The sequence below is a fragment of the Streptomyces hygroscopicus subsp. hygroscopicus genome, assembly GCF_001553455.1.
Lineage (GTDB): Bacteria > Actinomycetota > Actinomycetes > Streptomycetales > Streptomycetaceae > Streptomyces > Streptomyces hygroscopicus.
This window is the reverse complement of the sequence record NZ_BBOX01000462.1, coordinates 1-14,308: the sequence shown is the minus strand read 5'-3', so window position 1 is coordinate 14,308 and position 14,308 is coordinate 1. Positions and strand designations below refer to the sequence as shown.

The window sequence follows — 14,308 nt, the reverse complement described above, 5'->3', positions numbered from 1 at the left end:
GGCCCGCACCGGGTGACCGGCGCGGACGGCGTGACGTACTCCCTCTTCCCCATCCGCAGCGGGGACGCCGGGGACGACGTGCGCGAGACCGTGCTGTCCGACTGGCTGCTGGCGGTCGGCGCGGACGCCGACGAATGGCCGGAAGAACGGCTTGACCTGCTGTACGGGGTCACCCAGCTGATCGCCGTCGAGCGCGACCGGCGGGACGCGTCCCGCACGGTGCGGCGCAGGCTCGCCCAGGAGGTGCTGGAGCTGATCCAGACGGGCGCGCCGCCCGCCGAGATCGCCGCCCGGCTGCGGGTGGCCGCGCCGGTGCTGGTGCCGGGGCTCGGGACCGCGCCGCACTGGCAGGTGGTGGTGGCCCGGGTGGAGTGGGACGCCACCGCGGTCCGGGAGGGCGACGCGGACGGCGGCGCCCAGGGCGGGAGGCTCCAGGGCGGAGGGCTCCAAGGCCGAGGGCTCCAGGACCGGGGGCTCCAGGGAGCGGGCGCTCCTGGTCAGGTCATCCAGAGCGAGAACGCCCGGGGCGGGGGTGCCCAGGGCAGGGACGCCCAGGGCAGAGACGCCCGCGGCGGGAACGTCCAGGGCAGAGACGTCCCGGGGAGGGACGTCCAGGACAGGAATGCCCAGGGCGGGGGCGCCCGGAGCGAGCGAGCCCAGGACCAGGGCATCCAGGGCATCCAGGGCATCCAGGACCAGGGTGTCCAGGGCAGCCAGGGCGGCGAGGAGCAAGGCGTCCAAGGCACCCAGGGCGGCCAAGGCGGCCAGGACCAGGGCACCCGAGGCGGGGGCAGCCAGGGCGGGGGGCCGTGGAGCCAGGGCTTCCAGGAGGGCGGCCGGGTCGCCCAGTCGCTGCTGGAGGAGATCCTGGTCGATCCGTGGGCGTCCGGACCGGAGCCCTCGGACCGGATCGCCGTGGCGCACACCGGCGACGAGGCGGTCGCGCTCGTCCCCCTCCCGGCGCTCACCGACGGGCCGCCGGACGGCGGTACGGACCAGGCGGAGGGGCTGCGGGCCGACGCGCTGCTCGCCGCCATCCGCGAGCCGCTCGCCCGCGGTCTGGACGGCGACGGCCGGCTGACCCTCGGCGTCAGCGCCGCCGTCCCCTCCGCCGACGGGCTGCGCGGCGCCCTGGAGGAGGCCCGGCACGCCCGGCGCGTCGCCGCCGCACGCCCCGGCCGGGTCTGCGCGGCCGGGCACCAGGAGCTGGCCTCGCACGTCCTGCTGCTCCCCTTCGTCCCGGACGATGTGCGGCGCGCCTTCACCGCCCGGCTGCTGGACCCGCTGCGCGCGTACGACCGGCGCCATCGGGCCGAGCTGATCCCGACCCTGGAGGCGTTCCTGGAGTGCGACGGCTCCTGGACGCGTTGCGCCGCCCGGCTGCATCTGCACGTCAACACGCTGCGCTACCGGATCGGCCGGATCGAGCAGCTGACGGGACGTGAACTCTCACGCCTGGAAGACAAACTGGACTTCTTCCTCGCCCTGCGCATGAGCTGACCCGCGGGGACGCGCCCTTGGGGCACGTTTCGGGGGCGCTATCCGGACACATCCCGCGCACCACGGCGACATCACTCTCGCCAGGGGTTTGTGAATTCATTCACACCAACCTCTTGGCCGGGCGCGCGCATTCATGCTGAGATTCGCCCACGGCTTCCGGCTCGATGGCGCGCTTGGGGAGGGCAATGTGGCGGACACCGCCATGTCACCACCTGGATCGTCAGATTCTCACTCCGAGGTACGGGCGGGGCGCGGGCACGACCCGCTGGTGGAGGACCCACTCGACACGGCGGTGTGGCGGCTGCGTTCGCGCGGCTGCTGGAAGGACGCCGCGGAACTGCTCACCCCCCGGGCGGCGGACGACGCCTCGGCCGCGCTCAGGCGCAGCGCCGTGCTGATCGAACGCTGCATGTACACCTCCGCCGGCTGGGACGCGGCCGAGGACGCCCTGCGGGCGGCGGAGGCGCTCGCGCTCACCGACACCGAGCGGGGCGCGACCGCGTGCGAACGGGGCTATCTGGCGTACGCGTCCACGCTGCTCGGGGTGCGGGACCGGGCCGACGAGGCGCGGACCGCGCTCGGCCGCGCCGCCGCGCTGCTCTCACCGGACTCCCCGATCCGGCCGCTGCTGGACTTCCGGCGCGGGCTGATCTCCCAGCACCTCGCCCACAACCCGACCGGTGCCTTGACCGCCTTCCAGCGCGCCCACGCGGGCGCGGCGGCCCACGGAGACACCCTGCTGCGCTCGTTCACCTGGCGGCACCTGGCCGCCATGGCGGAGGCGGACGGCGATCTGCCCGACGCGCGGCACGGCTTCGCGGAGTCGCTGCGGATCCGTGAGGAGCTGGGCTACCTGGTCGGCATCGCCCCGGCGCTGGCCGCCCTGGCCGATGTCGAACCCGACCCGGAGGAGGCCACCCGCCTGCGCACCGAGGCGGCCCGCCTGGTGCGGCTGCTGGGTGGTGTCCCCGTCTGGCTCGCGGAACAGCTGGCCCCGGTGGATCCCCTCGACTGACTCGCCGCTCCCCCGCACTCCCCGGCACCAGCCGGGGCGGCGCCCGGACCCACCGGCCGCGCCGCCCCACCACCACGCGCACCGGCGGACGACCGCCCCACCACAGACCCAGCCCACCACAGACCCGCCCCACCGCAGGCGCGGGGCCCACCGCAGGCCCCGGGCCGGTCAGACCGTAGGGGCGAAGTGGGCCCTGGTGAGGGACTCGACCGTGTCGAGGTCGCGGGCGGTCAGGGCGTCGAGCAGCGCCATGTGCTCCTCCGCGTCGGCGACGAGGTCGGCGGTGCGGGTGACCCGGCCGCAGGCCAGCGGCCACTGGGCGCGGCGGTGCAGATCGTCGGCGACGATCACGAGCTGCTGGTTTCCGGCCAAACCGAGGACGGTCTGGTGGAAGGTGCGGTCCGACTCCAGATAGGCGGCCCGGTCGCCCTTCGCGGCGGCCACCGCCGTCGCTTCGGCGAACGGCCGCAGCCCGGCCCAGCGCTCGGGCGCGATCGCCTCCGCCAGGCTGAGCATCACCGGAACCTCCAACAGCGCCCGTACCTCGGCGAGTTCGGCCAGCTCGCGCTCGCTGCGGCGGGAGACCCGGAAGCCCCGGTTGGGCACCACCTCGACGGCTCCCTCGCCCGCGAGCTGCTGCATGGCCTCCCGTACGGGGGTGGGGGAGACGCCGAAGCGTTCGGCGAGGACCGGGGCGGAGTACACCTCGCCCGGGATCAGCTCACCGCCGGCCAGCGCGTCCCGCAGGGCGTCCAGGATCTGGCCGCGCACCGAATGGCGGCGCGGGGACCTGCGTGCCGCGGGCACACCGGAGGGCAGCGGCCGCACCGCCGCCCGTGCTTCGGACTGCTCCACTCCGGTCCTCCTGACATCCCATCGAAACGATATGCGGAGGCCGCCCCCGGGCAAAGCCTGTAAACGGCATTTAAGGTCGCGGCAACGTTGCGCCTCGTACACGACCGTACGCCCACAGGCATGCCGATCGGTCGGATTACCCGCGATCGGGTTCCGTGAATAGAATCAAGCCGCTTGCACAGCGCGAGCGTTCGGACCGTAACGCACCTCACCGCGTGTCCCCCCGCCCACTTGGCGGCCTCTTGTCCCAAAACCGCTCGAGGCCCGGCAGGATTCCGCCAGGATGTCGCGCGCGGTAGGCCGCACTGCGGCCAGAACTTCATGAAAGCCAATCAAGGGGCACCGGATGAGACTGACCGACATATCGCTGGTCCTGCCAGTCGTCGTGGCGCTCGCCGGCGTCGTGGGGGCGGCGGTTGTCCTCGCGCGCGGCCGACGTAAGAAGGATGAGAACGTCACCACCGACTCCTGGGAGCGCAGCGAGGAGCGTCGGCGCCGTAAGGAGGCCATCTACGGGATGGCCTCCTATGTTCTGCTGTTCTGCTGTGCCGGCGTGGCCGCCGCGCTCTCCTTCCAGGGCCTGGTGGGCTTCGGGCGGGAGAACCTGGCGCTGACCAACGGCTGGGAGTACCTGGTGCCGTTCGGGCTCGACGGCGCGGCGATGTTCTGCTCGGTGCTGGCGGTGCGGGAGGCCAGCCACGGTGACGCGGCGCTCGGCTCGCGGATGCTGGTGTGGCTGTTCGCGGGTGCGGCGGCCTGGTTCAACTGGGTGCACGCGCCGCGCGGCATGGGCCACGCGGGCGCCCCGCAGTTCTTCGCGGGCATGTCGCTCTCGGCGGCGGTCCTCTTCGACCGGGCGCTGAAGCAGACCCGCCGGGCGGCGCTGCGCGAGCAGGGCCTGGTGCCGCGGCCGCTGCCGCAGATCCGCGTGGTCCGCTGGCTGCGCGCGCCGCGTGAGACCTTCGCCGCGTGGTCGCTGATGCTGCTCGAGGGCGTGCGGACGCTGGACGAGGCGGTCGAGGAGGTCCGCGAGGACCGGCGCGAGAAGGAGAACGACCGCGTCCGCCGGCGCGAGCAGGAGAAGCTGGACCGGGCCCGGCTCCGGGCGATCAACCGGCAGCACCGGATGTGGGGCCGGCGTGGGGGCCGTCAGGTGGAGGTCACCGCCGCCACCCCGCCGCCCGCGCAGCTCGGTTCGGAGCCTGCCATAGGCGAGAAGGCGCTGGAGCCCTCCGGGGCCCCCGAGCAGGCGCGGCTGGCAGCCGCCTCGGCCCGGCCCGCCCTGCGGTCCGCGGACGCGGCCGGCGCCGCGACCGGCGAGCTGGACCAGGGCAAGGAGCGCGAGCGGGATTTCAGCTTCGGCTTCGGTGAGAAGGACAAGGACGCCGAGGCCGACCGTCCCCGCACCATCGATCTCACGGCCGAGGACGACACCCTCACCATCCCGCGGCTGGACTCCCTCGAGGAGAAGCTGGCGCAGATCGAGCGCGCCTTCGGCTGAGCGGGCGGCCAGGGCGGGGGCCCGTGCCCTCGCCCGCCGCTCGGCGGGTCCGTGACGCCTCCCCGTCCGCGGAGCGCGTCCCCGGGGCCGTGGAGCGCGGCTACGGAACGACTTCGGCACCGAGTTCGAACCACAGGACCTTGCCCACCCCGTGCGCCCGCACGCCCCAGGCGTCGGCGAGCGTATGCACCAGCAGCAGTCCGCGCCCGGACGTGCTGTCCTCGGCGGGCCGGTCGCGCAGCGTCGGGTGCCGGGACACGAAGTCCCGCACCTCCACCCGTAATCGTCCGGTGACGCGTGCGCCCGGCCCGTCCCCCAGTGAGGCCGTGACCTGGGCGCCGCGGTCGGTGTGCACCAGCGCGTTCGTCACCAGTTCGCTGGTGAGCAGTTCGGCGAGACCGGCCCGGCCGGGCGCGCCCCAGTGCCGCAGCACCTCGCGCAACTCCGCGCGGACCCGCGCGACCGCCGCGAGGTCACCGGGCGCCAATCGCCTGGTCAGGACCGGGCCACGATCCACTGGAACAGCCTCCGCAGCCTTCGCCCCCGCATCCGGCCGGCCGCGCCCCGCGTGCACCCGGGCCGACCGTACAGACTGACGCTTCATCCTCCCCCGCCCCGGCCGCCCCCTGACGGCGGCCAGCGTCGAATGTCGTCGAACACGCTCACGGAAATGCATGCCCGCGTGTTGCCGCCCACACACCGAGGGAAATGTTGGGAGTGATCCGCTGAGTGATCCACTGAGCCCGAGCCGAGGAGCCGTCATGCACGACGACCGACCACTGGTGGAGGCGCGCCTGGACCGCGCGCTGCGCCAGTACATCAGGCCCGCCCAGTACCCGGCCCGGGTGCCGCTGGCCCTGTCCGCGTGGCGCGCGCCCGGTGAGCCGGTGCCGGTCGCGGAGGCGCTGGCCGGCGCGTACGAGCCGTTCACCACCGGCACGGACTGGGGCAGTCCGTGGTCGACCTGGTGGTTCCGGCTGGAGGGCACGGTGCCCGAGGCGTGGGCGGGGCGGCGGGTGGAGGCCGTCATCGACCCGGGCTTCACCGACGACGGACCGGGGTTCCAGGCCGAGGGGCTGGTGTACGACGCGGAGGGGGTGCCGGTCAAGGGCATCCATCCGCGCAACCGCCATGTCCCGGTCGCGGCCCCCGCGGCCGGTGGCGAGCCGGTCCACCTGCTGCTGGAGGCCGCCGCCAACCCCTCCGTGCTGCGCGACGGCTTCACCCCGACCCGGCTCGGCGACGTGCTGACCGCCGGGGACCGCCCGCTGTACCGTTTCGCCTCCGCGGAGCTGGCCGTTCTCGACGAGACCGTCTGGCATCTGGTCCTGGACATCGAGGTGCTGTCCGAGCTGATGCGCGAGCTGCCGGAGGACCGGCCGCGCCGCCACGAGATCCTGCGCGCCCTGGAGAACGCGCTGGACGCGCTCGATCTGCACGACGTCCCCGCCACCGCGGCCGCCGCCCGCGCCGAGCTGACCGAGGTGCTCAGCCGCCCCGCGCACGCCAGCGCCCACCGGCTCTCGGCGGCCGGACACGCCCATATCGACTCGGCGTGGCTGTGGCCGCTGCGCGAGACGGTGCGCAAGGCGTCCCGCACCTTCGCCAACGTCACCGCGCTCGCAAGTGACTACCCGGAGCTGGTCTTCGCCTGTTCCCAGGCGCAGCAGTACGCCTGGGTCAAGGAGCACCAGCCGCACATCTGGGAGCGCATCAAAAAGGCGGTGACGGACGGGAACTGGGCCCCGGTGGGCTCCATGTGGGTCGAGTCGGACGCCAACATGCCCGGCGGAGAGGCGCTGGCCCGGCAGATCGTGCACGGCAAGCGGTTCTTCCTGGAGGAGCTGGGGGTGGACACCCAGGAGATCTGGCTGCCGGACTCCTTCGGCTACACGGCCGCCTTCCCGCAGCTCGCCGCGTTGGCGGGGGTGAAGTGGTTCCTCACCCAGAAGCTGTCGTGGAACCAGTCCAACAAGATGCCGCACCACACCTTCTGGTGGGAGGGCATCGACGGCACCCGGGTCTTCACCCACTTCCCGCCGGTGGACACCTACAACGCCGAGTTCAAGGCGTCCGAACTCGCCCACGCCGAGCGCAACTTCGCCGACAAGGGGCTGGCGACCCGCTCGCTGGTGCCCTTCGGCTACGGCGACGGCGGTGGCGGCCCGACCCGGGAGATGCTGGAGAAGGCGCGGCGGCTGGCCTCCCTGGAGGGCTCGCCGACCGTCCAGATCGAGCCACCCTCGACGTTCTTCGCGGAGGCCGAGCGGGAGTACGGGGCCAAGGCGCCGGTGTGGTCGGGCGAGCTGTACCTGGAGCTGCACCGGGCCACGTACACCACCCAGGCCAAGACCAAGCAGGGCAACCGGCGCAGCGAGCACCTGCTGCGGGAGGCCGAGCTGTGGGCCACGGCCGCCGCGCTGCACGCGCCCGGATACGCCTATCCCTACGACGCGCTGGACCGGATCTGGAAGACGGTGCTGCTGCACCAGTTCCACGACATCCTGCCCGGCTCGTCGATCGCCTGGGTGCACCGCGAGGCGCGGGACACCTATGAGGCGGTACGCGCCGAGCTGACGGCGATCGTGGCGGAGGCGGTGGCCGCGCTGGGCGGCGACGGGCCCGCCGTGCTCAACGCCTCGCCGTACGAGCGCGAGGAGGTCGCCGTCCTGGACGCGGAGACCGCCGCCGCGCTGCCGCCCGGGGCCCCGGCCCAGCCGCTCGGCGACGGCCGTACGGCGGTCGCGGTGCGGGTCGCCGGGCTGGGCGCGGCACCGCTCGGCGCCGCACCCCAGGGCGCGCCGCCGGTGACCGCGCTGAGCGACGGCCGGTCCATCGTCCTCGACAACGACCGGCTGCGGGTGACCGTCGACGCCGACGGCCTGCTCACCTCGGTACTGGACCTGGACGCGAGCCGTGAGGTGCTGGTCCCGGGCACTCGCGGCAACCTCCTCCAGCTCCACCCCGACCACCCCAACCACTGGGACGCCTGGGACATCGACCGGCACTACCGCCGCACCCACACCGACCTGACCGACGCCGAGTCCGTCGAACTGATCGAGTCGGGTCCGCTGCGCGCCACGGTCCGGGTCATACGGTCCTTCGGCGCCTCCCGCATCACCCAGGAGCTGACGCTGACCGCGGGCAACCGCCGCCTCGACATCGCCACGGAGGTGGACTGGCAGGAGTCCGAGAAGGTCCTCAAGGCGGCGTTCCCGCTGGACGTCCACGCCCAGGTGTCCACCGCGGAGATCCAGTTCGGCCATGTGGACCGTGCCACCCACACCAACACCAGCTGGGACGCGGCCCGGTTCGAGATCTGCGCCCACCGCTGGCTGCGGGTGGCCGAACCCGGCTACGGGGCGGCGGTGCTCAACGACTCCACCTACGGCCACGATGTGACCCGTACGGCGCATGCCACGGACGGGGGCGAGGTGCTGGGCACCACCGTGCGGCTCACCCTGCTGCGCGCCCCGCACAGCCCCGACCCGGAGACCGACCTGGGCGTCCACCGCTTCCGCTACGCGCTGCTGCCGGGCGCGGGCGTCGCCGAGGCGGTCGCCGAGGGCCTCGCCCTCAACCTGCCGCTGCGCGCCCTGCCCGCCGGACCGGCCGAGCGGGCGCCCCTGGTGTCGGTGGACAACCCCGCGATCACCATCGAGTCGGTCAAGCTCGCCGAGGACCGCAGCGGCGATGTGGTGGTGCGGCTGTACGAATCCCAGGGCGGCCGGGCGGCGGGCACGCTGGTGACCGGCTTCCCGGTGCTGGGCGCGGACGTGACGGACCTGCTGGAGCGCCCCATGCACGAGGCGGCCACGGGCCCGGCCGGCCTGACCCTGGCGCTGCGCCCGCACCAGATCCTCACGCTGCGGCTGCGGCCGGTGCGGTGAAGGGCTGAGGCCGAGGCTGCGGCCTGACGGCTACACGACGGGCGGTCGTCCAGAGCGAGTCAGCTCGACGACCGTCCGCCAGCTCATCGGCGCCCGGGTGCCGTGCCCCCCGCGCAGCCCTTCGCGTAGCCCGCTCAGGGAAGCGCGGAGGGCCGCGCGGTCGCGGAACCGCCACAGGGTCAGAGCGAGCCAGGTGGCGAGGTTGAAGGGGATGAGAACCCGGGGGAGGTTCCGCCTGGCGAGCCAGACGCGGTTGCGGGCGTTGAGGCGGTAGAAGGCGGCATGCCGGGCCGGGGTGGTCGCCGGGTGATGAACGATGACGCAAGACCATCTCGAGCGCGGTACCGCCGGAGTTGAACGTCACGGCGTGGTCGGCGCCGGTATGTGCGCTGAAGGCGTCCTCGAAGCGCTGGGTGTACGGGGCGGATTTCCACCCCGTGCGCCAGTCGGCGGCATCGTCGAACACGAACTCAACGGCCGTGCGCTCGGCGGCCGTGTACCAACCACCCATGGCCGGCTCGACTGGCCAGCGTAGGGCGGCAGTGGAACGGGGGACGGTGGTGGGATTGGTGGGCATTCGTTGCGTCTCTCGGTCGTCAGAGCAGATGGCGGCGGGTGCGGTTCTCATACGCGGTGATCGCGTCGACCTTCGCGGCAGCCGTGGAGGGGGCCTCAAACCGGTAGGTCAGCCATTCGGCCACCAGTCGGCGCGCAGCTGCGAGGCCGATGACGCCCTGGCCGAGAGCGAGGATCTGGGCGTTGTTGGACTCCACGGAGGCCCGCACGGACAGCGAGTCATGGGCGGTGACAGCGCGAATGCCCGGGACCTTGTTTGCGGCGATGGCCATGCCGAGGCCGGTATGGCACACCAGGAGCGCCCGGTCGACGATGCCCTCGACCACCAGGCGCGCCGCCTCGCAGGCGATGACCGGATAGGTGGCGGCGTCGGGGTGGTCCCCGCTGGTGTTGATGACAGAGGTAACGCCTGCGTTTTGGCGCAAGTCGTCGCGGAGGACGCTCATGTACTGTCGGCCGGCTCTGTCGGCTCCGATCGCCACACGGAGGCTGGGCGGCATGGTCCTATCACTCATGGGTCCTCCTGCGCCTGGGGTGTCGGGTGTAGCCGTTGTGAGCGCGACGCGTCCGGCCGGATGCCCCTGACCTCACCCTCGGGGGAACCGACTGACGTCCAGGGTCCGTCGGCCGGACGCGGCGCCGTCACATCAGAGTGATCCGCTCGCGTTGCCGCAGGTAGTGAGAGGTGTCTGCCTTCCATGGGCGGTGCGGCCGCCTGCAGCGGGCGTCCAGCCCGCCCCTTACGGGGCGGTTTGATCGCGTGCCAAGGCAGGCAGGCAGTCGTTGGACAGTACTGACGGCTATCCGACGTCGCCCTGTGCCTGTGGGGGAGGAAAACAGTGGGATCTGAGGCGAGGCAGAAGTCGAAAGCGGTCCACGACGTCTCCTGCGGGAAGGCCCTCCGCGAACGGGCTCTGGGCCGGGCGGGCTCCCCCGTCCCCGTGCCGCCGACCCTGATGACGACGATCTCCGCCGAGATCGAGGCCCACTGTGGCCACCGCCCCCTCAAGTGCCGCCGCCTGGCGCAGGGATGGACAGTCGCCCGAGCTGTCGCCGCCGCCCACCAACTCGTCGAAACCAGAGGGCTCGCCAAGGTCGGTTTGTCCGAGCGTTCGTGGAAGGACTGGGAGGCGGGTGTCCTGCCCAGCCCCGACTACCAAGACCTGCTGTGCCGTCTCTTCGCCACGAACCCCGTGCAATTGGGCTTCGCCCGCGACTACTCACCGACCGCAGCTGATGGGAGCAGCCCCCTTGGGAGCGGAAGCGGTCTGGATGGAACACTGCTCGAAGGAAAAGCGGCGAGCACGAGCGCGGGCTCGCGGACCCTGATGGAGGTGGAGCCAACGAAGCGTCGCGACGCGGTGAAACTTGCCGGACTGGCCATGGCCGCCCCGGTTGCCGCAGCACAGGTCCTGGAGCAGGCCGCCGCCGAAGCCATGGAGTTCACCCGGCAGGCGGAGGCCACCTCGCTCGGCTCGGGAACCCTGGACCACCTCGACCTCGCGATCACCGAGTTCAACCGCGCCTACTCGCTCAAGCCACCCCGGGCCGTCTTCGACGCGGTGATGGACTATCGGCGAAAGGTCGACCGCCTGTTGAAGGCCCCCCACACCCACCGTCAGGAACGCGAACTGCTGACGTTCGCCGGGTGGCTGTCCGAGCTCTTGGCATGGCTCGCCCACGATCTCGGGGACGCCCGCACCGGTCTGGCTTTCGCCACCGACGCGTTGGTCCACGGCCAGGAGGCCGGACACGGTCAGCTGTGCGCATGGGCAATGGACGCCGCCGCCTCCATCAACCTGTACGGACACCATCCCCACAAGGCCCGCCTCGCGGTCGCCCAGGGCCTCGCTGAGGCCCCGGCCAGACATCCGCTGACAGTGCGGCTGCATGCCCAAGCCGCTCGCGCCGCCGCAGCCGACGGCGACGCAGAAGGCTTCACCACCGCATTCCACGCTGCCGAGGACGCTCATCGGTCCCTGCCGACCTGCCCACCTCGCCGATTCGGCATGGACGTGATGCCACTGGCGGATTACGCGCTCACCTCGTACCCGGCGACCTCCTTCATCTGGCTCGGCCAAGCCGAGGAGGCCCGCCAACACGCCGAACGCGCACTGGCCACCTACAAGGCGGCCCCGAAGGCGTCCCGGTCTCCAAGTCGGGAGGCCATCGCCCGTATCGACTTGGCCATGGCCCATGCCCTGTCCGGCGCCCCCGAGGACGCCGTCGCCCTCGGGCACCAGGCCCTCGGCTCCACCCGCGTGGTCGATTCCGTCCGGCACCGGGCCGGCGACCTCACCTCCTTCCTCACCCGCCGCTATCCCCGCCGACCCGAGGTCGAGGGTCTGCGCGACCGCCTCGCCGCCCTCGACGCGGATGCTCGCCGATCTCTACTGGCAGCAGGCCCAGGAGCATGAACACGAAGGAGACCCAGGTGACCGACGACCAGCAGCCCGTCGAGCACTCCCTCACCATCCGCAAGCCCTACTACGACCTGATCGCCAGCGGCGATAAGACCATCGAGGTTCGCGTCGGCTACCCCAAGATCCGCAAGATCACCACAGGGGACACCCTGCGGATCACCTGCGGCGACGACACCTTGATCACCCGCGTCACCGCCGTACGGCAGTACGAGTCGTTCCCCGCGATGCTGGACGCCGAGGACCCCGGCGCGATCGGCGGGCCGGACCTGGGCCACGACGAACTCATGGCCGCGATCCGCGACATCTATCCCCGCGAGAAGGAAGCCCTCGGCGTCTTCGCCCTCCATCTCGCCCTCGTGGAAACCAGCGGCTGAGCCGCGCGCCGCTGGGCCCGGCGGCACAGGGCCTCGGCGGGCGTCAGGGGCGCGGCGGGCGTCAGGGCTTCGGCGGGCGTCAGGGGCGCGGTACGTGGCGGAGGTTGGAGCGGGCCATCTGGACCATCTTGCCGACGCCCCCCGCCAGCACCATCTTGCTGGCCGAGAGGGCGAAGCCGGTCACCATCTCCGCCTTGATCTTCGGCGGGATGGACAGCGCGTTGGGGTCCGTGACGATGTCCAGGAGCGCGGGGCCCTTGTGGCGCAGGGCGGCACGCAGCGCGGACCGCAGGTTTTTGGGTTTCTCCACCCGCTCGCCGTACACCCCGGCGGCGCGGGCGATCCGGGCGAAGTCGGGGTTGCGGTAGCCGGTGCCGTACGAGGGCAGGCCCGCGACCAGCATCTCGAGTTCGACCATGCTCAGCGCGGAGTTGTTGAACAGGATCACCTTCACCGGCAGGTCGTACTGGACGAGGGTGAGGAAGTCGCCCATCAGCATGGTGAATCCGCCGTCCCCGGACATCGAGATCACCTGGCGGCGGCGGTCCAGGAACTGGGCGCCGATCGCCTGCGGCAGCGCGTTGGCCATCGAGCCGTGGGTGAAGGAGCCGATCATCCGGCGGCGGCCGTTGGGGGACAGATAGCGGGCCGCCCACACGTTGCACATCCCGGTGTCCACGGTGAAGACCGCGTCGTCGGCGGCCTCCTCGTCCAGCACCGAGGCCACGTACTCCGGGTGGATCGGGATATGCCGGTCGACCCTCCGGGTGTACGCCTTGACCACGCCCTCCAGCGCGTCCGCGTGCTTCCTGAGCATCCGGTCCAGGAAGCGGCGGTCGGTCTTCGGGTCCACCTTCGGCGTCAGACAGCGCAGCGTCTCCCGGACGTCGCCCCACACGGCCAGGTCCAGCTTGGAGCGGCGGCCCAGATGCTCGGCGCGGACGTCCACCTGCACGGTCCGCACATCGGCGGGCAGGAACGCGCCGTACGGGAAGTCGGTGCCCAGCAGGATCAGCAGATCGCATTCGTGGGTCGCCTCGTACGCCGCGCCGTAGCCGAGCAGACCGCTCATGCCGACGTCGTACGGGTTGTCGTACTGGATCCACTCCTTGCCGCGCAGGGCGTGCCCCACGGGCGCCTTCAGCAGCTCGGCGAAGGCCATCACCTCCTCGTGCGCCCCGGCGCAGCCCCTGCCGCAGAAGAGCGTCACCCGCTCCGCCGCGTTGACCATGCGGGCGAGCCGGTCGATCTCCTCGTCGCCGGGGCGCACGGTGGGCCGGGAGGTCACCAGGGCGTGCTCCTCGGCGCGCTCGGGCGCCGGGCGGGAGGCGATGTCGCCGGGGAGGGCCACCACGCTGACCCCGCTGCGGCCGACCGCGTACTGGACGGCGGTCTGCAGGACGCGGGGCATCTGCTGGGGGTGAGAGATCAGCTCGCAGTAGTGGCTGCACTCCTGGAACAGCCGCTCGGGGTGGGTCTCCTGGAAGTAGCTGGTGCCGATCTCGCTGCTGGGGATGTGCGAGGCGAGGGCGAGGACCGGGGCCATCGAGCGGTGGGCGTCGTAGAGACCGTTGATCAGGTGGACATGCCCCGGTCCGCAGGAGCCCGCACAGGCGGCGAGGGTCCCGGTGAGCTGCGCCTCGGCGCCGGCGGCGAAGGCGGCGGTCTCCTCGTGCCGCACCTGGATCCAGTCGATGGCGGCGTTGCGGCGGACCGCGTCCACCACGGGGTTGAGGCTGTCGCCGACCACTCCGTACAGCCGCCGCACACCGGTGCGCACCAGGATGTCCACGTATTGCTCCGCCACCGTCCGCTTGGCCATCGCGCGCCCTCGTCCCTTTCGTCCCGTGCCGATTCGTCCCGTATCGATGGATGGATGACGCTTGTCCGTCACCTCTGTCCATCAACCCACGGACGGCGCGCTTACGCCTCCCAGACGGCGACCGCCGTACGGTCGTCCGCGTATCCCTTCACCCCGGTCTGGGCGTCGGCGAGGAACGCGGAGAGGCCCGGTGGCTCCGCCGCGCCCCAGCGTTCGGCCAAGTGGTCGGCGAGGGCAGCCTCGCCGCGCAGGGGGTCGGCGAGGCCCGCGCTGCACAGCAAAAGGGTGTCGCCCGGTCGGGCGACGGAGGCGCGGAAACGGAAGGGGGCGGGGGAGGGGACGGAGGTAGAGG

At 72.4% G+C, this 14,308-nt stretch carries 10 protein-coding genes and 3 pseudogenes; 6 read left to right on the top strand and 7 right to left on the bottom strand.

The features are described from left to right. Together AXW62_RS46415 and AXW62_RS36005 are read left to right on the top strand one after the other, a co-directional pair. Nucleotides 1-1,500 (top strand): PucR family transcriptional regulator (locus tag AXW62_RS46415; RefSeq protein ID WP_252368858.1); only part of this gene is annotated, 1,500 nt, incomplete at its 5' end. Between the two features lie 202 nt (nt 1,501-1,702). After that, a complete protein-coding gene (locus AXW62_RS36005; protein WP_370682961.1) occupies nt 1,703-2,515 on the top strand; it encodes a hypothetical protein in 813 nt (270 codons plus the stop codon). Nucleotides 2,516-2,683: 168 nt separating this feature from the next. Here the strand turns inward: AXW62_RS36005 and AXW62_RS36000 are convergent, their stop codons facing one another. Continuing rightward, nucleotides 2,684-3,370, bottom strand: coding sequence for a GntR family transcriptional regulator (locus AXW62_RS36000; RefSeq protein ID WP_060948112.1), 687 nt, complete (start codon nt 3,368-3,370; stop codon nt 2,684-2,686). A gap of 346 nt (nt 3,371-3,716) precedes the next feature. Between AXW62_RS36000 and AXW62_RS35995 the strand changes: the two genes are divergently transcribed. Beyond that, the gene (locus tag AXW62_RS35995) at nt 3,717-4,871 is read left to right on the top strand and encodes a DUF2637 domain-containing protein (protein WP_030834595.1); all 1,155 of its coding nucleotides are present in this window, start codon (nt 3,717-3,719) and stop codon (nt 4,869-4,871) included. Between the two features lie 100 nt (nt 4,872-4,971). On the opposite strand, the gene AXW62_RS35990 is transcribed toward AXW62_RS35995, so the two are convergent. Further along, nucleotides 4,972-5,388, bottom strand: a complete 417-nt coding sequence (locus tag AXW62_RS35990) for an ATP-binding protein (RefSeq protein ID WP_252368857.1) — start codon at nt 5,386-5,388, stop codon at nt 4,972-4,974. 244 nt (nt 5,389-5,632) lie between these two features. Here AXW62_RS35990 and AXW62_RS35985 point away from each other — a divergent pair, with 244 nt between their 5' ends. Then, a complete protein-coding gene (locus AXW62_RS35985; protein WP_060948110.1) occupies nt 5,633-8,761 on the top strand; it encodes an alpha-mannosidase in 3,129 nt (1,042 codons plus the stop codon). 30 nt (nt 8,762-8,791) lie between these two features. Here the strand turns inward: AXW62_RS35985 and AXW62_RS46410 are convergent. From AXW62_RS46410 to AXW62_RS35980, 3 genes and pseudogenes are all read right to left on the bottom strand, one after another. Beyond that, nucleotides 8,792-9,082, bottom strand: a pseudogene (locus AXW62_RS46410) (glycosyltransferase family 2 protein); the annotation flags it as partial. A 49-nt stretch (nt 9,083-9,131) separates the two neighbouring features. Then, nucleotides 9,132-9,272, bottom strand: a pseudogene (locus AXW62_RS46405) (DegT/DnrJ/EryC1/StrS family aminotransferase); the annotation flags it as partial. An 85-nt stretch (nt 9,273-9,357) separates the two neighbouring features. Further along, on the bottom strand, nt 9,358-9,837 hold the full coding sequence (locus tag AXW62_RS35980) for an RpiB/LacA/LacB family sugar-phosphate isomerase (RefSeq protein ID WP_211282518.1): 480 nt from the start codon (nt 9,835-9,837) through the stop codon (nt 9,358-9,360). A 339-nt stretch (nt 9,838-10,176) separates the two neighbouring features. Here AXW62_RS35980 and AXW62_RS35975 point away from each other — a divergent pair, with 339 nt between their 5' ends. Together AXW62_RS35975 and AXW62_RS35970 are read left to right on the top strand one after the other, a co-directional pair. Further along, nucleotides 10,177-11,754 carry an NsdA family TPR-like regulatory protein gene (locus AXW62_RS35975; protein ID WP_252368856.1) on the top strand — a complete coding sequence of 526 codons (1,578 nt, stop codon included), beginning with the start codon at nt 10,177-10,179 and terminating at the stop codon, nt 11,752-11,754. Then, on the top strand, nt 11,751-12,134 hold the full coding sequence (locus AXW62_RS35970) for an ASCH domain-containing protein (RefSeq protein WP_060948108.1): 384 nt from the start codon (nt 11,751-11,753) through the stop codon (nt 12,132-12,134). The genes AXW62_RS35975 and AXW62_RS35970 overlap by 4 nt, the downstream gene beginning before the upstream one ends. A 79-nt stretch (nt 12,135-12,213) precedes the next feature. Here AXW62_RS35970 and AXW62_RS35965 read toward each other — a convergent pair whose 3' ends face one another. Further along, nucleotides 12,214-13,956 carry a pyruvate dehydrogenase gene (locus tag AXW62_RS35965; protein ID WP_060948107.1) on the bottom strand — a complete coding sequence of 581 codons (1,743 nt, stop codon included), beginning with the start codon at nt 13,954-13,956 and terminating at the stop codon, nt 12,214-12,216. A 101-nt stretch (nt 13,957-14,057) separates the two neighbouring features. Beyond that, a pseudogene (locus tag AXW62_RS35960) lies at nt 14,058-14,308 on the bottom strand (protein phosphatase 2C domain-containing protein); the annotation flags it as partial.